Genomic DNA, 20,017 nt, shown 5'->3' on the forward strand with positions numbered 1-20,017 from the left:
AATTGTTACTTCTTTTATTCTATTTTTTGTAATTTATTGTTTATTAAGAATATTCTCACCCCCTATTTGTTAAGGCCTCTAAAATTTTCTTGTCCTCTTTTTTCAAAAAATTGCAAGGTTAACTATTGCAAAATGAGATTTTTATCGACTTTTGCACCAAAAAATGGTTTATAAAGTATTAAATATACTTTTAGTCGCTGAATTCTGACAAAAGTATGTTAAAAATATATTAATTAAATGCAGTGGATATTGATAACAGAATGAAATAACTTTGTTTCGTCACTTGCTACTATTTTGTTCTTTTTACTTGCAAACGACCTGTAGAGGTTTTTTTTGGGAATTTAAGATGCAATCTACTCACTCAAAATCTAGCCGAACTTTCTTTGGCCACCCATATCCATTAAGCTCCCTTTTCTTCACCGAAATGTGGGAACGCTTTTCTTTCTATGGTATTCGCCCATTATTAATCCTATTTATGGCGGCAACCGTTTATGAGGGTGGCATGGAAATCCCCAGAGAGCAGGCATCTGCTATTGTGGGTATTTTCGCAGGCGGTGTTTATTTAACATCACTGCCAGGAGGTTGGCTCGCTGATAACTGGTTAGGTCAACGCCTAGCTGTATGGTATGGCTCTATCTTTATCGCTTTAGGGCACCTATCCATCGCACTTTCCGCGTTTTGGTCACAAGACCTGTTCTTTATCGGTTTATTACTGATTGTATTGGGTACGGGGCTGTTTAAAACCTGCGTAACTGTGATGGTAGGAACCTTATATAAAAGAGATGATACTCGCCGTGATGGTGGATTCTCCTTATTTTATATGGGTATCAATATGGGCTCATTTATTGCACCACTCATCACAGGTTTCTTAGTGCGTGATTATGGCTGGCATTGGGGCTTTGGTATTGGTGGGATTGGTATGCTTGTTGCGTTACTGATTTTCCGCTTTTACGCAGTACCTACTATGCGTCGCTTTGATAGCGAAGTCGGCTTAGATTCAAGTTGGGATCGCCCAACCGTTGTTCGTCGTAATGTCGGTCAATGGATTTTAGCGTTATCTGTTGTTCTTATGGCAATTGTTGGCCTTATTATTTCTGGCGTTATTCCTTTTAACCCAGTTGTTGTGGCTAACTTTATGGTCTATGTAATTTCCGGTAGTGTTATCGCCTATTTTATCTATTTATTCCTATTTGCTGGATTAAGTAGTAGTGACCGCTCTCGCTTATTTGTTTGTTTCCTCTTATTGGTTTCAGCAGCCCTTTTCTGGTCTGCATTCGAACAAAAGCCGACATCATTTAACTTATTTGCTAACGACTATACTGACTTAAACTTTATGGGATTTGAGATCCCTGCGGTTTGGTTCCAGTCTGTTAACGCCCTGTTTATTATTATTCTTGCGCCGGTATTTAGCTGGTTATGGCCAATGATGGCACGTAAGAATATGAATTTAAGCAGCATGAGTAAATTTGTAATTGGTATTTTATTTGCGGCGGGTGGCTTTACAGTCATGATGTTTGCATCTGAAAGCGTTATTGCAACAGGACAAGGTGTTTCACCGCTTTGGTTAATTGGCAGTATTTTATTGCTGACATTAGGTGAATTATGCTTAAGCCCAATTGGACTTGCCACAATGACGATTTTAGCGCCAGCTAAAATGCGTGGGCAGGTTATGGGATTATGGTTCTGTGCAAGCGCATTAGGAAATTTAGCGGCTGGTTTAATGGGTGGAAATATTCGTCCAGATAAACTCGATGTCATGCCTGATTTCTTCTCTCATGTTTCTATCGCTCTGGTTATTTGTGCCGTTGTTCTTGCCGCACTGATTATTCCGGTTCGTAAGCTTTTACAAAGCGCAGATAGCAAAGAGAAAGCACAAGCTTAATCTAATGCATAAATTATTAAAGCCATGTCTAATTACTTAGGCATGGTTTTTTGCTTTTATATCTTACAACTTAAACGCTGTTTTTAAGTATTGCGCCCAATATTTAAAACACTTAATCTCATTACCTTCTATTTATTGATAGTTTATCACTAAGGTAATGGAATGACTGTTCTTCCTATTTATTATGTTAATGCTTTTTCCTCTATGCCTTTTTCAGGAAACCCCGCAGCTGTCGTTTTGTTAGAAGAATGGTTGCCTGATGACACCTTAATTACACTTGCTAGTGAGATTAATTTACCTGAAACCGCTTTTTTAGTTGGCGACCATATTCGTTGGTTTACACCTAAAATTGAAGTTCCTCTTTGTGGACACGCAACATTAGCCACTGCTTTTGTACTAAAAACTATAAAACAGTCCCCTCATGACCTCTTTAAATTCCAGTCTCTTTCAGGTGAACTCACTGTTTCTTTCCAAAACTCTCTTTTTACACTGAATTTCCCAGCTATACCTGCAACATTAAATAACGATATAAAGTCAGCCCTTGAAGAAAAATTAGCATTACAAATCGATGAAGTTTGGCAAGCGCGTGATCGTTATGTTTGCTTTTTATCTGATCCAGAAACAGTCACTAATTACCAACCTGACTTCATTCAAATCACACAGTTGCCTTTACCTGGCGTTATTATCACAGCGAAAGGTCATGCTCCTTTTGATTTTATTTCTCGCTTCTTCGCACCCGTAAAAGGCGTAAATGAAGATCCTGTTACGGGTACATCACATTGTGTATTAGCGCCAATTTGGGCTAATAAACTCAATAAAACACAGTTACAAGCAAGACAAGTTTCAAAACGAGGTGGAAATATTGACTGTGTGCTAAGAGATAATCGTGTTTTAATGACAGGAGATGCCACACTCTTTTTAACTGGCGAAATAACCTTTTAGTTACAGACGGCATAATCAGTCATTCATCTACTTTGCTTTCAATTTACTCTATTTTATACTGTGGGGAATTCCTCCCTACAGTATTAAAGAATAAGGCTTTATTGTTATGTCCATCTCTGACTTATCTCCTGAGCTACAAGATAAAATTAAAAATTCAGTCACCCGTGTTTCTAAAGTTATATTCCCTACCACCACCAATCACCACTCAACACTCTTTGGTGGCACTGCATTAGCTTGGATGGACGAAGTTTCATTTATCACCGCCACCCGTTTTAGCCGTAAACGTCTAGTGACGGTTTCTACTGAAAAAATAAATTTTAATCACCCTATTCCATCAGGTACGATTATTGAATTGGTGGGTGAAGTTATTCGTGTTGGACGTACAAGTTTAACGGTAAATGTTTCTATTTTTCTTGAGGATATGTACGCAGAAGGCCGTGAAGAAGTGATCCATGGTCAGTTTAATTTTGTTGCGGTTGATCATGATGGAAAACCAACACCATTATTCGATAAATAGTATCTATAGAGAGATTTGTCATACTTTTTATCTCTATTAATTAAAAACGACATTATTTTATTATGTTCTTTATTATTTTGAATAATAACAAAGCATTAAGTTCATTAATTTAAATGGATATTTTTCAATCAATGTAAAATATTCAATAAAATCAATGGATAATAAGATTACTAACATGTAAGACAAGAGTTATCCACAGTTAATGTGGATAACTGAATAAATCCAAAAATCAGAGAACACAGATTTTTGTTACTGCAAATTCAATCTGACAAACGGTTAATTTCCTTCCTGCTATTGCACTTTCAGCAATAACAATATCCGTTGATTGTGAATACTGTCGCCCGACTTCAAGCGCTAATTCAATAGTGGGTTCAATCAGTAATATCGCCCCAATCTTTTCAAGATCAACAGGAAAGTCTGCAAGTGATCTAAATTGCACCACTTGTTTTATCTTATTTTTAGCAATTTCTTGTGCTTTTTCCGTTGCAACTTGATTAACTCTTGCTTGTTTTTCAAAAGCACCACCACCTGAATGAAGATAAATCATATTTAACTCACATAGAAAATAAAGGTTGCTACCTTTATTATTCAAATCAAAGGCATAAAAGCCAGCAGAATGATAAAAAAGTAACAACCTTATCTCTACTTTTTATCTTACTAAGCACAATACAAAAGTGCTTTACCAGCCATAAGAAACACCTCCGCCTACAACACCGCGATCTTCTGTATTCCATGAAGCTGAAACACGAATAATGGCGCTTTCTGTTATTTGATACTGAGCACCCGTTGCAAATGCATTAGCATCGCGATAATTCCCCATACCGACACCTATACTAAACGTGTGGTTAGTTACGTAAGGAATATTAGCCATCGCTGCGACAGAAGCAATCCCCGCACTTGCTCTTTTATCTGCTTTATCGATTTTATTATCCATATTCTTAAGTGCAATATCATTATCAATAAAGATATTCTTAAACTTATTATTGGTATATTCATTTGCAATAGAGATAGAGTCATGTTTTGATTTTTCAATATATTCCTTCAGTGATTCATCTCTTTCATTAATTATCGTGTTGGTCACATTTATATACTCATTTCCTTTTTGAGTAACATAGCTTTGATGTTCTTTGGTTAATTTCTCATTATTTTTTCCAATAAATCCTTCCATACCCGATGCTATTTTACTAATCTCAATATCGGTATAACTATTGGCATTTTTTTCTGATACGTTAACCTTTCTCTCTGTTGAAAAGGTAATTTCATCCTTCATATTGTTAACGTGTTCAACGATTTTCTTATCATGTTCATTGACTTTAAAGTCAGTGTATTCTTTAATCTGTTTTTCAGACTCATTGATCCTATTATTTGTGTTTTTCTCTATTACTTCCTTCATATTATTTATTTTATTATCAGTATAATTTTCCGCACCTTTTTTTATTTCATCTGCTTTTTTATTTGTATAATTTTCAGCATCTACTTTTAGATCAGATAATTTTCCTTCATTATAAAGATACATTTCATTTTTAACTTCATTGATATAATTAACAGTATTAGCCTGATGTTCATTGATTTTACTATCAGTATATTGATTTGAGTTTTTTTCTACATTTTCCGCATATGTTTTTGCCTTAAACTCGCTCTCTTTTAAGACTGCTTCATTTGCCTTTATGATATCTCCTTGTATTATTTTATTATTTTCATTCATTTGTTTTGTTGTTGCTTCAACAACCGTATTTTTCTCTTGCTCAATTTTATTATAAATAGTGGTATTATTGTCATTAATGCGCTTATCAGCCTCAATAAGAATATTATCTTTTTCTTTTTTTAATTGGGAAACATTGACGGCGTCTGTATTTTCTGTACCTGCTGCAACATTAATAATTTGCCGCTGGTTTTTATCACTACCGATTGATAATGTATTATTACGATTATTACTGCTATTATCACCTAATATAATCGCATTACTTGCTGATCCTGAAGACTTACTACCAATAATCACTGAATTATCGGCATTATCAGAAAGGCGACTACCACTACCTAAAATAACACCATTTTCAGCATTATTTATTGCCCCTTTCCCTATACTAATTGAATCTTTATTTTCACTATAAGCCTGAGAACCAATAGAAAGAGAACCCTCACCAATTGCCATTGCACCACTTCCCAATGACATCGCATTATCACCAATTGCTGTACTTTTATGACCTATTGCGGTTGCATTTTCACCCTCAGCTCCTGCATTAGCACCTATCGCCGTTGATTGATCAGAATGCGCCCACGTATTATATCCAACTGCCGTAGATTCATTACCATCTGCTTTACTATTACCACCCAATAAGGTTGTATTATTTGCATAAGATAAAGGTGATGATAATAATGAAATCACTAAAAACTTTACCTGCAAATCTTTATTTTTAATCATATCTACATCACTCCATAATTAATAAAGTCATATATAGAATAATATGTATTTTATTTTTTACACATTAGATATCTTATAAAATAAACTAATAATAAATTGAAACTCTATTAATTAAAGATAATAACAACCTCATATAATTAACTTTATCATAAATAAATATTGTGATTTAATTTATATTTAAATAATAATCAACAACTAAAGAAAACAGATAAAAAATAAAAAAACGAAACTCAAATTTAAAAAATAAAATTATTAATTATCTATAAAAATAAAATATTTTTACTTTTGAGATAATGATCAAATAATAGGAAGCACTACTTTATAAATATGAATACTCTTTTTTAAGATGTATTAAAAGAAACACTAAGTAAAACCCCTAAGCTTATCACCGCTTAGGGGGCAGTATTATTCAATAAATTGTGCTTCTGCAATTAATAATTTATCAATTGATGATTGGCATAAAAGAGGCCTGAGTGCTTCAAATTTCCTTTCTGACCATTGGTAAATCTTTAAAGATAATAGTTGCTCAATAACTTTAGGCTCAAAACGATATTTAAGATGTTGTGCGGGTGTTCCTCCCACAATACTATAAGGTTCAACATTTTTGGAAACAACGCTATTAGCCGCAACAATAGCACCTTCACCAATTGTCACACCTGGCATTATCATTGCACGCATTCCTATCCATGCACCATCATGAATATGGGTATCACCTTTACCAATATAGGCTTCCTCAATCTTATCCATAAAAGGATAAAGTGAGAACCAATCCATTCGATGAGTATGATTGCCGCCCATTAATATCACCGCTTGCGCACCAATACAGACATAATCGCCAATATATAATTTATCTATTTCCCACAATGGTTCCCATTGCAGGCTAACCTCGTCACCATATAGATAACGTACAACTGAAGTTTCAAACCCATCATCCCAACAATCACTGTAATAACTGTGTTGTCCTTTAATGATAATGTTTTTATTTTTAACTGTTTCGTGCAGATATTCTACACGCGACCAATGTTTATTTTTCATAATATGACTCGCTATAAATTAATGAGTCATCAAAGAATGCTTAATTCTCTGATGATGTGTTCGCATTCAAAACACATCGTCTTAAGCAATCCTTGGTTGAAGTAATAAGGGATTTTTTTTCATCTTGTTTACGGACAACTTTTCCAACGCAGTGCGCTTATGCTTGCAGTTTATCTGCGCCATGATAAAGATTATCAAAGAAAAAGCTACGGGTAATAACGATTGGTTATTACCCGTAGCTTGATAATATTATTTAAAAAAGTCTTTGCTACCATGAGGTGCACAACGTAAATATTGAGGCGCTACTTTTATGGTTTGTTTGAGTTTTTCTGCTGCATGCCAAGGCCAACGAGGATCATAAAGAATACCTCTGCCTAAAGCGATAAAATCAGCCTGCTCTGTAAGTAAAATGGCTTCTGCTTGTTCTGGCTCGGTAATAAGACCAACTGTAATAACCGGCAGTTGTGTTTCATTATAAATAGCTTGAGCAAATGGTACTTGGTAATTAGGGCCTAGCTTAATTTCTTGCTTTTCTGATAATCCACCAGAAGAAACATGAATATAATGGCAACCTAACTCTTCAAGATGTTGAGTTAAAGCAATCGTACTTTCTAAGTCCCAACCACCTTCAACCCAATCTGTTGCGGAAATTCTGACACCAACACAGACATTATCAGAAACTGCATTTTTCACTGCAACAAATACATCCACTAATAACCGACTACGATTATTAAAATCACCACCGTATTGATCCGTTCTGTGATTAGATAATGGAGATAGGAATTCGTGCAATAAATATCCATGAGCACCATGGATCTCAATAACATCAAATCCTGCTGACTCAGCCCTTTTAGCAGCATCAACAAAAGCTTGTTTTATTTCTTCAATTTCATCGATAGTCAGCGCATGAGGTTGATGGTTCTTTCCAAAAGGCATTTCTGAAGGTGCGACTTTTTGCCACCCATTAGGAGAATCAGGCGCTAATGATGCTCCGCCATTCCAAGGTAAATCAGTCGATGCCTTACGCCCGGCATGTGCAATCTGTATACCGATTTTTGCAGATGAATACAGCTTAACATTATCAACCAGCTTTTTTAGTTCATTACTATGTTGGTCAGACCAAATACCTAAATCTTTATAGCTAATACGACCTCTAGGCTCAACCGCTGTTGCTTCAACAATCACTAACGAAGCACCAGATAGTGCTAACTGCCCGTAATGTATAGTGTGCCATGCGGTTGGGTAACCTTCTTGTGCTGAATATTGGCACATAGGTGCAACAATAATACGGTTATCTAACTGATGGGGGCCTAATTTTTTAGGGGAGAACAACAAATTCATTTAAAGCCTCCTGCTATCAATAAGAATTTATGCAAAGAAAATGTCTTCGCTTTTTGGATATACCTTTTAAATATACAGGTTTAAGGCTATCGGATCTTATTCATTTAGGCGATGTTTCACTTCACATTGTAAAAAACAAAGAGATCCGCATCAATTGCGGATCTCTTTGTTGATTAATCATTAGATTTGGCAGGTTTCACCAATAACAGTGAAAAACGTCTTGCGATTGGCAAGACAAATAAAACAGTGGGAAAAGCAATCATCCAAGAGATCCCCCAAGAAGTTAACCATGGGGGGATTATATGCATTCCCATTCCTAACGATTTGACGGTACTAATAAACGCAACAATACCTGACATAATAAAAGAAAGGAAAAAGGGAACAAGAAAAATCATTGCTCGAGTAGGAAGTTTAGGAATACCTAAAAAGTAATTTTCGTCCTGAAAAGACATAAATAAAGACTCCAATAATACGATTGTACAACAGCACATAACTGCCAATACAACAGGCTAAAAAAGTTATATGCGTTGATTAACGTAAACGCTTACGAGTCTTTTTGACCAAACTGAGAACTAGTTTATTAATAAATATTTCTTTGTCAAATAAATTATTCTCATTATCATTTAGATGATCATCGATAAAATTAAAAATCATCTAAATGAGAAAACACAAAATGGTTTTCTCATCTTGTTTCTACCAATCTCGTGTTGCAATTAATTCTTCTATATCTGCATCTTCAAAGCCATATTCATCAGCGATAACGCCAAAATCTTCAGCAATACACTCTCTTGCTACTGTTTCGATCTCACTATCTTCTTTATAAAACTCTTCGGCTAACTCATTAAATTGATCAGTTGTTTCTTGCGTGAGAATATAAAGCTCTGCCAAATTTTTAGGCGAAGTTGCTTCTATTTTTAAACAAAGCGCTTTTAATAACTCTTGACCTTTCTTCACAAGATGTGTTGGATAATAATTATCATTGTCCATTTCTTTTAAAAAATAATGCTCTGCTAGTACTTTATTTTTAATCATTACAAAAATCCTTATCTAAGTATTTATCTTAAGGTCATTAAAGTGTACTTATTATCTCAATTTCGGAAAAGTATATTACGTTTCTTAATTAAATGTCTCGCTTTTATTTATCCGAATTTATAGAATTCTGTCCAGCAAGCGGAAAATAGGCAATTAATTAAAATGGCTAAAAAAATACGATTTATATTTCTTTTTTTGACTATTGCACTGATTTCTTTTTTGACTATTAATAAATTTTTTAAAAGCTCACCATTGGCGACCTGGCACTTCTATGGCAATAATGGTGAATATATTACAGGTCATTACTACCCACCAGCAGAAGATGATGTAACAGATGCGGTGATTTCCATTCCAGAAAAACTAGCTAAAGAAGGTTTAACAATAACACATTGGGATACTTGCAGTATTGAACTGAATATTGATAATAAAACGCTTTATATTTCTTATTTTACTAATGGCCTTATTCAAGCTTCTTTATCAACAAAAAATACATCTTACGTTGCATCAACTGAGCTGTATTTTTATCACCCTGATGATATGCATTGGTCGATAAATCGATTAGAAGATGGAACATACAAAGGTTGGATTTGGGATAATGTTGCAAACCAGCTTATTCCTGTTCGTTATCAAGAAGATAAAACAACAATTATTGACGGTATACAATATACTTTGATACCAGAAAGTTATTGGCTATTTCAACGCTGGGCTAATGGCGTTTTAGTGGAAGAGTACATATTAGATGATTTACCTGCGAAAGATGGTTTTATTCCTGATATAGATAAACAACGACTGGCTCAAGCAAAAGCTGAGCTTCAAACTACCGTAAATGAATGGGTGAAACCGTTAAATTTACCATTTAAATTAATGTTGTGGGATAACTCACTTTGCAAGTGATAATAATATGTGAAATGCTCCCAGAGGGTTGGGAGCATTTCTGACACAGAATGATTTAATTTATACTAAATAACACCATCTAATTTCATGTAAATTCCTTTTATTGAAAATTTAATTCCTTTCAAGTAGTTAACTTTTACTGCAAGAGTATAGATGAATAGAGTAAATAATTTAAATCTGATAAAAATGTTGCACAACAGGTATATATTAAAACAGTTATTTGTTTTCAATAAAAGAATAAGACATCAATTTAATAGTTATATTATTCAATAAAATTGATATTTTATATTTATATTATTTTAAATATAAAAACTTATTTATTAAATCTTGATTTTTAATAGGCTTAACTTTTAAATCCAAAACATCTCAAATAAAGTATTTAAGTTACCTTAGCATAATAGCGTGCGATATTTATTATTCACATTAGGTTAATTATGCTAGTTCTATCTAAAATAAATCTTTAAAATTAACATTAAATGCCTTAACGTGATAAAAATGAAATAAATAGCATATTTATCTCAATCTGCTCCTAAAAATTCTAGTCATTTATTTTTAGTAAAACATATTAAATAGAAATTTATCTTACATTAAGAGTTCATTAATCAAATCTTGCTTTACACTTTATTATATTGCTCAATTTTTATTTGGCTCTTATACTTTCTTAAGGCAATTTTAGGTAGGTATTATTATGAATATTTTATTAGTTGAAGACGACTTACAACTTGGCAAAGCGCTTTGTCGCGGGCTTGAAATTGCAGGTTTTCAGCCATGTTGGGTCAGATTACTTGCGGATGCTCGTGTTCAATTAAACCAGCGCCCTTTTGATTTAATGTTATTAGATTTAGGTCTACCTGATGGTGATGGGCAAGACGAACTGATTGCACTTAGAAAAAGTGGCGAGAAAATTCCAATTATCATTTTAACTGCTCGCACTCAAATTGATAATTTAGTACAAACATTAGATTCAGGTGCAGATGATTTTTTACCAAAGCCTTTTGCTATGCCTGAGCTAATTTCTCGCGTAAAAGCGGTTAGTCGTAGAATGGCTGGTTTTTCTTCACAAATATGGTCTATTGGCGATTTACAACTTAATCCAGCAAACCATCAAGTCACTTTAAATAACGAACTGCTTTTGTTATCAGGTAAAGAATACCAACTATTATATGAATTAATGCGTAATACTGACAATGTGGTACGTAAATCAGAGTTAGAACAGCGTTTATTTGGCTTAGACGATAAAATCGAAAGTAATTCCCTTGAAGTGCATATGCATAATTTACGAAGAAAAATAGGTAAAGAGCGCATTATCACGGTTCGTGGCGTAGGTTATTTATTAAAAAAAGAAGCTAATTAAATGAAGATCCGCTCCTTCTTTATTTACACCATTGTCCTTCAGATTATCTCCATAATTATGCTTTGGGGCGTTTGGTTAGCTTGGATACAATTTGATTATCTTGCTGAGTTCGAAAATATTTATGATAAACAGCAAGAAATTATCGCTGAGGGTTTTGCTAATGCCTTAGAGAATGTTGCTGACCAACCGGAAGTGCTCAAAGAAATTGCACATAACTTACAAGGTATGTATATAGACGCTATGCTTAATGGTGAAGATGATGAATTACAATATTTACCTTGGTTTGTTGTCTTAGATGAAAATAGCAACCTAATTTATACTAATCGCCCTGAACTTCCCATCCCCACAAGAGTACTTTCATTAGCATCAGAAAGAGTTTCTATCGCAGGTGAAAAATGGATAATCTCTTTTAGCTGGGGAGAAAAACACAAAATAAAAGTGTTTATTGGTGAATCTGTTGAAGATAGGGGCCATGTTATAGGTAACCCTATTGAAGGCACCTTTGTGCCCTTTCTGTTTATTCTAGCAACGGTTATTGTTGCTATTTTAATTACGGCTTATTTTAGTTTACGTCCGTTAAGACAAGCTGCAGAACTTATTTCTAATCGTAAACCTCGTAACTTAACTCCCATTAATGTCGGTCAACAATTTAAAGAGATACGCCCAATCTTTAAAGAATTAAACCAGTTAATGGCAAGAATTGACGCGGCCAATATTCGTGAAAAACAATTTATGGCAGATGCTGCCCATGAATTGAGAACACCAATAGCCGCTGTTATTGCTCAATTACACCTGCTCTCTTTAGTCGATGATCAAAAAGAGCGTGAAGAAATTATTGATGATATGAAACAATCTCTTGATAGAGCAGCGGCTCTTTCTCATCAATTGATTGATTTGGCACGATTAGAATGTGACGATTTTCCATTAAAAATAGAATCTCTTGATATCTATAACGTCATTGGTAATGCAATAGCACAACATGTTCCTTATGCAATTACTAAAAATATTGAGCTATCACTTAATGAAGGCCATGCTTTAACGCTTAAAACAGATAAACAGGCTTTACTCTCTATATTTAATAATCTGCTTGATAATGCCATCAAATATTGTCCCAAAGGTAGTCAAGTTGAGGTAACTATTGAGAATCGATACGCGGAAGGGATCCATGTTATCGTGCGTGATAATGGCCCTGGTGTCGCAAAAGAACATATCAATGTTCTATTTTCACGTTTTTACCGCGTTCCTGGCTCTAACGAAACAGGAAGTGGATTAGGTCTATCTATTGCACAAAATCTCGCTAATAAAATTCAAGCATCGTTAATTGTGACTGAAGGACTAAATAATAAAGGGATTGGGTTTATTATTGTTCTGCCTTTAGAGGTTACATCATCAGACAGCGATTAATAGATAGCTAACTGATATTCCATAATAAAGGAGGATATTGTACCTCCTTTTTATTTTATTACGGTAATACCCTAAAGGGAGATTATCCCCAAAGATTAATTAACCAACGTAAACCTGCTGTTACTATTGCGGCACTCAGTACAATCATAATAAAAGGCTTTTTCTGCCAAGTAAGTACGCCTGCTACACCCACACCAATAACTTTTGAGATATCAGCAAGTTGGTCACCATCAAAAAATGTCGATGTCATCGCCACTGAAAACAGAATAACAATCGCCGACAATGAGAGGATCTCTTTAACTCTCTCTGACACCCCCGCTTTATTGTTGAGTAATATGCCGGAAAGACGCATGGCGTATGTACCGACAGCAAGAATAATAATTCCTGTAATAATAGGTGCCGTGGACATTATATTTTCCTTATCACGAACAATACGCCAAATAGTGATAATAAAACGGGGAGCCCAACAGGGAGGAATAATGTGGTTGCAAGTGCAATGATGCTTCCTATTATTGCTGCATGGCGTGTTAGTTTATTTTTTAATGCCGGTAAACTTAATGCGAGAATGATGGCTGGGAACATTGCATCTAGCCCTAACATCTTTATATCTACAATAAATGACCCTAAGTAAACACCAAGCATAGTTCCTAAAGGCCAAACCAGTAAAATACCCAACCCACAAGCCCAAAATGCTAATTTATTTTGTTCAGCAGTACGTTGAGATAAACCAAATACAACACTTTCATCATTTAATATATGAAAACCTAATAATGATTTAAGCCCTTTTCCCGGTAAATCTTTTACGGCCATACTAAAAGGAATATGTCGTGCATTGACCATTAATCCAGCAAGAGCTGCATATATTGCACTTCCTCCCATCGCCACAACGCCAATAAAAAGAAATTCGGAAGCACCCGCTAAAACAAAAATGGATAACACCAACGGTACCCAAAAATCAAAACCTTGGGTATGTGCTAATGCACCATAAGAGATACCGACGATACCATCTGCTAATGAAACAAGCACAATATCTCTAAGTACGTTATTATCAAGACGACTGTTAATTTCCATAGAATGTAGTATTTTTTATCGAACCATTCGTTCATTATGTTGAACGACTTATTTTTTTGCAAGATGATTTTTGAAGGAATCTATGATGTCATCGCCTTGTGCGCCTATTGAAATTATTTCTCAAGCACTGGCTAGAGAAAGAAAAAAAGCGGGCCTTTCACTTGCTGAAATAGCAAGACGAGCCGGTGTTGCAAAATCAACATTATCTCAATTAGAAGCAGGACAGGGAAATCCAAGTATTGAAACACTTTGGGCAATTTGTGTTGCGTTAAACATCCCTTTTTCTCAACTTATTTCAGCGCCACAGCCTGAAGTGAAGGTAATACGTAAAGGTGATGGCTTTAAAATTAGCGCAGAAAAAGCCTATTACCATGCTTTTTTACTTTCATCCTGTCCAATGGGTGCTAAACGAGATATATACACGGTAATTGCACAGCCGGGAAAAGATAGAGTTTCAGATCCCCACAGTAAGAATGTCACTGAACATATTATTATTATCAGTGGCAGTGCAATGGTAGGCACTTTAGATGATCAACAAGAATTACAACCTGGTGATTATATTTGCTATCCTGGTGATGTCACTCATGTATTACGAGCTTTAGAACCTGACACAACCGCCGTCATGATTATTGAACATCATAATTAACATAATAAAATCATGAATTTACCGCACTGCCACACTACCATCGACATCCCAAAAGCAGTGCGATAAATTTGATAAAGAATATCTGCTTATTCAATTACTTCTTAAGTGCTTTATCAAGGTAGATCTCTCGTAGCCGTTGAGATAAATGCCCAACCTTTCCCTGATTTATATCTTCATTATCGATTGAAACAACTGGCCAAATTAATGTGGTTGCTGAACTAATAAAAGCTTCTTTTGCTTTTTTCGCTTCATCAAGCGTAAATAGACGTTCTGTTATTTTAAGCCCTTCTTCTTGCGCTAACTGAATAATCGCTTGGCGGGTAATACCGGGTAAAATATTCTGACTCAATGGCCGTGTAATAATTTCATTATCGTGATTAACAATAAAGAAGTTACTTGAACTCCCTTCTGTTATATAGCCATCTTTAATTAAAATAGCATCATCAGCACCTTGTTGATGTGCATGGTGTTTTGCTAAACATGCCGCTAATAATGCCACTGTTTTAATATCACAACGTTGCCAGCGAATATCTTCAACGCTCACTACCGAAATACCTTTTTTTGCATTGGGATGGTTAATGACTGTGGAGTGCTGAACAAAAGCAACTATTGTAGAAGGAACAGATGAAGCCGGAAAATCAAAAAAACGAGAGGAATCAGTACCTCGTGTTATTTGTAAATAGATAAGCCCTTCATGGAGGTTATTTTTTTCGATAAGTTGATGATGAACATCAATTAGTTGCTCTTTAGTAATAGAAAGCGATAGAGCTAATTCTTTGCATGAACGCTGTAAGCGTTGAAAATGCCCATTAAAGTCAATGAGCTGACCATCAATAACGGCAGTAACTTCATAAACGGCATCTGCAAATAAAAAACCACGGTCAAAAACAGATATTCTAGCCTGCTCTTTAGGTACAAAGTGACTGTTTAAATACACGATATCAGACATTTTACCTCCGTTATAAATTTTATTAACAATTTATCTCAATCCACTACCTTACTCTTTCAGTTTTCTATTTTAAAGACAATCTTCCACACCCCTACCCCTTTTTAATTATAGTTTTATGTAACTAAGCCATGTTATATAAGCAGAAATTGCTATAATTTAACTTATGTACCAAATATAAGGATAAGAGGTGGCTATGTTAGATATTAATAAAAATAATTTATCTCAGCTAACAGAGAAACTGGTTAAAAAACAATGTACTTTAATGACTGTTATTGCCACATTGGGTTTCATTGCAGGTTTTATCTGTATTATTAACCCACTTTCTTCTGGCATTGTTATCAGCGTATTACTCGGTATTGTATTTTTTGCCTGTGCAATATCCAGCATTATTGGTGGTTTTAATGCTCAAATCTCTTCTGGTTGGTCAATGTTGATCACATTATTGGCGGGTTTTATTTATCTCCTGCTTGGCTATATTTTTGTCACCGACCCACTAAAAGGTATGCTTAGCCTCGCCTTTTTTATCGGCTTTTTATTTATTTTTGCAGGAATATTACGTTTAAATATAGGTTTTAAACAGATCAAAGATAATTTTTATGGCTGGTTTAATATCTTGGTGGGATTTTTAGATTTAGTGATTGCCTATTTCTTGCTTGCTTTCGGCCCTGAAACCTCTGTGGCATTAGTTATGGCATTGATTGGTATACAACTCATTTTAAGTTCTATCACAATATTATCGATAATCAGTGCAATAAAAAGAATGACCCATTAATTGACTATTCAGTAATAATAATCTCATCCATTTTATATAGACTAAGAGCCACATAAGTGGCTCTTAATTTATGGAAAACGAAGCAGAGACATCAAGCACAAGGTAAGCGCAGAGATACCGTATACATATTTTCTCCGCAAAGGTAGCAATTGCCTGTATTTTCAAAAACCATCACTTGAATACCTAATTGTCCGACTTCAATATTTGGCAACGCATCTGACAAAATACTTTCTAAAGCTGGCTCAAGTAATTCGACAATATTAACAGGATCATTATTTGCCGTTGTATCATACAAGAAATTCCCTAAACGAGGATCATCAGCATAAATTTCCAGTGTAGAACGATACACTAACGTTCTTTCACTACTATTTACTTTAGAGTAGCCATTAAAGATGATAACCATTTTTTGGATATTCATTTTAGCAACTCGGTTCTTAATCTGTAAACATAGTGAAGGTACAAGCCTGATATTTACAGAGTTAAAATAGCGATCACAAATTTGTGGAATAGTGACACTTACACAAGGTTTTGGTGCAATATTTTTAATTTGCTTACTGCACTCCCCCGTTAAAGAGTTATCGACAATAATACGCTCACGGCGAGAGAAACAAATATTATCAAAGATATCAACCGTAAAGAAAGAGATGTAATGAATACCATTAGTTAGCATTTGATTTTCCAGCCTTACCGAAACTGCTGACTTATCAGTACAAGGCAACATTTTTAATTGGTCATTAAAATAAAAACCAACCTGTGTGCTTTCGCTAATATCACGTCCTAAAATTAGGTTTGCATTCACACAATAATTTTCGCTGTGATAGCTTAAAATACCATTAAGTGTTGCTGGAACTTTTGGCGATGGTAATTTTTCCGTTGTCATTTCAACATAGTAATCTCTTGATTTAAGAGATTTAGTTGGGTCTTCGCTATTTTCAGATTCAGCATAAAAAATAGCAATTTGTTTAGGTTCACTCTTTTTAAATTTCACTTTAAAGTTCGCGATACCATATTTATTGGTTTTCCCAACATTAATTTTTTCACCATCAGCGTTATAAACTTCTGGCTCAACCCCTAAGGTACTATTATCAGCATTATAGACGAGCCTTACCTCTTTATTTGAAACATCTTCTCCTTCTTTATCCTGTAAATGCACTACAAAACTTTTAGACACACTTTCCCATTTACTCGGCCATTGCATAGATTCCGAACGTATTGTCAGTAAGTCATCAAACTTCTCACAGTTAGTCGCAATGCAATCAGTATTAGGATTAGGCTTTGTAGGCGTAACTCGAATTTGAATCGGCGTTGCATAATACACAATGCTTTCATCATCTTCATCTTTTAATATCAATTGCAATGACGCCACACCATTACGATTTCCCGTTAAAGAAATCTCTGTTTTATTATTATCCACTATCGTAATGTAGACATCTTTATTATTAGGTAAAACTAAAATCCCTTTAGGGCTTGTACGCCATTCGGCTAAACGCAGATTAATCCCCGTTACAATAACCTCATATTTGATGACTCTATTTATTTTGACTTCGTTATCAGCTTCATCGGGTGATAATTTGATTTGATTAAATTCAATTTCCACATCATCATCAACAACTTGTGATTGTGCATTATAAATAGGGGGCTGAAAAGCCAGAGTGTCCTTCTCACCTTGTATAATTTTTTGTAAGCGTTCTTCTTTTGTTTCGATATTCATTGAGTGATTTCCTTTCTTTTTCCGATTCCATTTTTAGCTTAAAGCAAAAACTTTGAGTGAAAATCACAATAGAAAAAAGTCAACTAAGTATTGTTGTTAGATGGAAGAAATAAATACTTAATAAACAATAAGATAAAAAATACCCCTAATAAAACCATCCCTAATTGAGCGCTAAAAAATGCCTTTAATATAAAAATAATTTAAATTTTAAAATATTTTTGTATAAAGCTATTGACTGTTATGGAAATGTGATTAAAATCAATCTTAGAAAATATTTGTGACGTGAATCACATTTTATTAATAGGATACTTAACATGAAATCAATGACTTCTTTTATTACTCACCTGCACCAAGTTGTTGTACAATTATCATCAACTCGTTTACTGTAATTATTTGATTTAAAAATAAAATGCAGCATAAAGCCAGAAATAGCACCCTCATCGCACAAAAGACTATTTCTGGCTTTTACCCCTCTCTTTACACTTATTCATTACCTCGTGTACTCTCGCATTTTTCGTAACAAAAAATTCACCTTCTTGAACTAAGCTCTCTTTTCTGTACTCTTAATAAACAGCCCACATTAACTATGAGGATATTTTATGCAGCAGCAACTGCTTACATGGATACGTCAATTCAATGAGGAGTATGCCCAAATCGCTTCTCTCCTACTCGTTTTAGCCATTATTTTTATTGTTGCAATTATTCTCCATTTTATTTTGCACAAGTTAGTCTTACCTAAAATTTCCAAAGCAATAACTCAATACGATCAGAAATGGCAACTTTCTCTAGAAATAAATAAACTATTCAGTCGTTTTGCTTTTTTAATCCAAGGTGTTGTTGTTAATATCCAAGCGCTGGTGTGGATGGGATCAGGTAAAACACAAGAAATTCTCACCACCAGCGCTCAAGCATGGTGTTTAATTTTTGGCTTGTTGATGCTTTTCTCTATTATGGATCTCTGTATGCAGATCATGAGAAATTCATCCTCATTTGGTCGATTACCCTTAAAAGGTATTTTTCAAAGCTTAAAACTCGCAGCCTCTGTGCTAATTGGGATAATGATTATTTCCCTACTTATTGGCAAATCACCACTTATTTTACTCAGTGGTTTAGGTGCCATGACGGCTGTATTAATGTTGGTGTTTAAAGATCCTATTATGGGATTAGTTGCCGGTATTCAACTATCTGCAAACAATATGATAAGCCTTGGTGACTGGCTAGAGATGCCTAAATATGGAGCTGATGGCGCCGTTATTGATATTAGTTTAACGACCGTTAAGGTGCGTAATTGGGATAATACTGTCACCACTATTCCAACTTATTCTCTGATTTCAGATTCCTTTAAAAATTGGCAAGCAATGACAAAATCAGGTGGACGTCGTATTAAACGAAGTCTTGCTCTTGATATTAATAGCATCCACTTTTTAGATAAAAAACAACTTGATGATCTAGAAAAGGCTCACTTATTAGAACCTTATATCAAAAATAAGGAAAGCGAAATTAATCAATTCAATGCAACTTTGAGCAATGAATGTCAAACACCATTAAACCAACGTGGCATGACCAATATTGGAACCTTCCGTGCGTATGTTGAAGCCTATTTAAAAAACCATCCTAACATTCATAAGCAAATGACGATTATGGTAAGACAATTAGCACCCACCTCGGATGGGCTTCCCATTGAAATTTATGCTTTCACTAACACCACAGTTTGGGTTCAATACGAGGCTATTCAATCAGATATATTTGATCATATCTTTGCTATTTTGCCTCAATTTGGCTTAAGAGTTCATCAATCACCAACTGGAAATGATGTAAGAGCACTCAGATTTCCTGCCGAAAATAATCCACAATAAATTACTTTTCTTATTAACAAATATTTTTAATCTTTTATTTTGTTATCATGTTAACAATCTTGTTTTTCTATATATTAACAAAAAACGATATGTTATATTTTACATATCGATCGATTGTCAATTTCTATTTATTTGATATTTTATTTACCACTAAAGTGGTATTAACCCGAAAATGTAACCATTTGTTTA

At 34.5% G+C, this 20,017-nt stretch carries 19 protein-coding genes; 9 read left to right on the top strand and 10 right to left on the bottom strand.

The window, feature by feature from the left end:
- Window positions 1-346: 346 nt before the first annotated feature.
- From DK857_RS06415 to DK857_RS06425, 3 genes are all read left to right on the top strand, one after another.
- Window positions 347-1,882, top strand: coding sequence for a peptide MFS transporter (locus DK857_RS06415; protein ID WP_075673839.1), 1,536 nt, complete (start codon window positions 347-349; stop codon window positions 1,880-1,882).
- 162 nt (window positions 1,883-2,044) lie between these two features.
- Window positions 2,045-2,824 (top strand): PhzF family phenazine biosynthesis protein, encoded by a 780-nt coding sequence (locus tag DK857_RS06420; RefSeq protein ID WP_109401803.1) that lies wholly within the window; start codon window positions 2,045-2,047, stop codon window positions 2,822-2,824.
- Between the two features lie 106 nt (window positions 2,825-2,930).
- Window positions 2,931-3,341, top strand: a complete 411-nt coding sequence (locus DK857_RS06425; RefSeq protein ID WP_023581781.1) for an acyl-CoA thioesterase — start codon at window positions 2,931-2,933, stop codon at window positions 3,339-3,341.
- A gap of 229 nt (window positions 3,342-3,570) precedes the next feature.
- On the opposite strand, the gene DK857_RS06430 is transcribed toward DK857_RS06425, so the two are convergent.
- The 6 genes from DK857_RS06430 to DK857_RS06455 all read right to left on the bottom strand — a co-directional run bounded on the left by DK857_RS06430 (window position 3,571) and on the right by DK857_RS06455 (window position 9,171).
- The gene (locus tag DK857_RS06430) at window positions 3,571-3,888 is read right to left on the bottom strand and encodes a hypothetical protein (RefSeq protein ID WP_109395189.1); all 318 of its coding nucleotides are present in this window, start codon (window positions 3,886-3,888) and stop codon (window positions 3,571-3,573) included.
- A 132-nt stretch (window positions 3,889-4,020) separates the two neighbouring features.
- Window positions 4,021-5,763, bottom strand: a complete 1,743-nt coding sequence (locus DK857_RS06435) for a YadA-like family protein (RefSeq protein WP_109401804.1) — start codon at window positions 5,761-5,763, stop codon at window positions 4,021-4,023.
- A gap of 405 nt (window positions 5,764-6,168) precedes the next feature.
- On the bottom strand, window positions 6,169-6,798 hold the full coding sequence (locus DK857_RS06440) for a CatB-related O-acetyltransferase (RefSeq protein ID WP_109395155.1): 630 nt from the start codon (window positions 6,796-6,798) through the stop codon (window positions 6,169-6,171).
- A gap of 249 nt (window positions 6,799-7,047) precedes the next feature.
- The gene (locus tag DK857_RS06445) at window positions 7,048-8,139 is read right to left on the bottom strand and encodes an NADH:flavin oxidoreductase/NADH oxidase (RefSeq protein ID WP_109395156.1); all 1,092 of its coding nucleotides are present in this window, start codon (window positions 8,137-8,139) and stop codon (window positions 7,048-7,050) included.
- A gap of 173 nt (window positions 8,140-8,312) precedes the next feature.
- Window positions 8,313-8,591: a DUF2798 domain-containing protein gene (locus DK857_RS06450; protein ID WP_109395157.1), complete on the bottom strand. Its 279-nt coding sequence runs from the start codon at window positions 8,589-8,591 to the stop codon at window positions 8,313-8,315.
- Between the two features lie 241 nt (window positions 8,592-8,832).
- Window positions 8,833-9,171: a DUF5713 family protein gene (locus DK857_RS06455; protein ID WP_109401805.1), complete on the bottom strand. Its 339-nt coding sequence runs from the start codon at window positions 9,169-9,171 to the stop codon at window positions 8,833-8,835.
- Window positions 9,172-9,423: 252 nt separating this feature from the next.
- Here DK857_RS06455 and DK857_RS06460 point away from each other — a divergent pair, with 252 nt between their 5' ends.
- The 3 genes from DK857_RS06460 (at window position 9,424) to DK857_RS06470 (ending at window position 12,823) form a co-directional block, all read left to right on the top strand.
- Entirely contained in the window at window positions 9,424-10,065 is a 642-nt protein-coding gene (locus DK857_RS06460) for a hypothetical protein (protein WP_157957597.1), read from the top strand.
- Between the two features lie 688 nt (window positions 10,066-10,753).
- On the top strand, window positions 10,754-11,419 hold the full coding sequence (locus DK857_RS06465; protein WP_109401807.1) for a response regulator: 666 nt from the start codon (window positions 10,754-10,756) through the stop codon (window positions 11,417-11,419).
- Entirely contained in the window at window positions 11,420-12,823 is a 1,404-nt protein-coding gene (locus DK857_RS06470; protein ID WP_109401808.1) for an ATP-binding protein, read from the top strand.
- Between the two features lie 82 nt (window positions 12,824-12,905).
- Here the strand turns inward: DK857_RS06470 and DK857_RS06475 are convergent, their stop codons facing one another.
- Together DK857_RS06475 and DK857_RS06480 are read right to left on the bottom strand one after the other, a co-directional pair.
- Window positions 12,906-13,232, bottom strand: coding sequence for an AzlD domain-containing protein (locus tag DK857_RS06475; RefSeq protein WP_202611270.1), 327 nt, complete (start codon window positions 13,230-13,232; stop codon window positions 12,906-12,908).
- A complete protein-coding gene (locus tag DK857_RS06480) occupies window positions 13,232-13,894 on the bottom strand; it encodes an AzlC family ABC transporter permease (protein ID WP_109395163.1) in 663 nt (220 codons plus the stop codon). Before DK857_RS06480 ends, DK857_RS06475 begins: the two co-directional genes overlap by 1 nt.
- Before the next feature lie 85 nt (window positions 13,895-13,979).
- On the opposite strand from DK857_RS06480, the gene DK857_RS06485 reads away from it, so the two are divergent.
- Window positions 13,980-14,540 carry a helix-turn-helix domain-containing protein gene (locus DK857_RS06485; RefSeq protein WP_109401809.1) on the top strand — a complete coding sequence of 187 codons (561 nt, stop codon included), beginning with the start codon at window positions 13,980-13,982 and terminating at the stop codon, window positions 14,538-14,540.
- 94 nt (window positions 14,541-14,634) lie between these two features.
- Here DK857_RS06485 and DK857_RS06490 read toward each other — a convergent pair whose 3' ends face one another.
- Complete coding sequence (locus DK857_RS06490; protein ID WP_109395165.1) at window positions 14,635-15,489, bottom strand: D-amino-acid transaminase; 855 nt, start codon at window positions 15,487-15,489, stop codon at window positions 14,635-14,637.
- Window positions 15,490-15,682: 193 nt separating this feature from the next.
- Here DK857_RS06490 and DK857_RS06495 point away from each other — a divergent pair, with 193 nt between their 5' ends.
- Entirely contained in the window at window positions 15,683-16,261 is a 579-nt protein-coding gene (locus DK857_RS06495; protein WP_109395166.1) for an HdeD family acid-resistance protein, read from the top strand.
- Window positions 16,262-16,352: 91 nt separating this feature from the next.
- Here the strand turns inward: DK857_RS06495 and DK857_RS06500 are convergent, their stop codons facing one another.
- Window positions 16,353-17,972, bottom strand: a complete 1,620-nt coding sequence (locus DK857_RS06500; RefSeq protein ID WP_109401810.1) for a hypothetical protein — start codon at window positions 17,970-17,972, stop codon at window positions 16,353-16,355.
- 599 nt (window positions 17,973-18,571) lie between these two features.
- Between DK857_RS06500 and DK857_RS06505 the strand changes: the two genes are divergently transcribed.
- Window positions 18,572-19,828 carry a mechanosensitive ion channel family protein gene (locus DK857_RS06505; RefSeq protein ID WP_109395168.1) on the top strand — a complete coding sequence of 419 codons (1,257 nt, stop codon included), beginning with the start codon at window positions 18,572-18,574 and terminating at the stop codon, window positions 19,826-19,828.
- The last annotated feature ends 189 nt before the right edge of the window (window positions 19,829-20,017 follow it).

This window comes from Proteus terrae (assembly GCF_003144325.1).
GTDB lineage: Bacteria > Pseudomonadota > Gammaproteobacteria > Enterobacterales > Enterobacteriaceae > Proteus > Proteus terrae.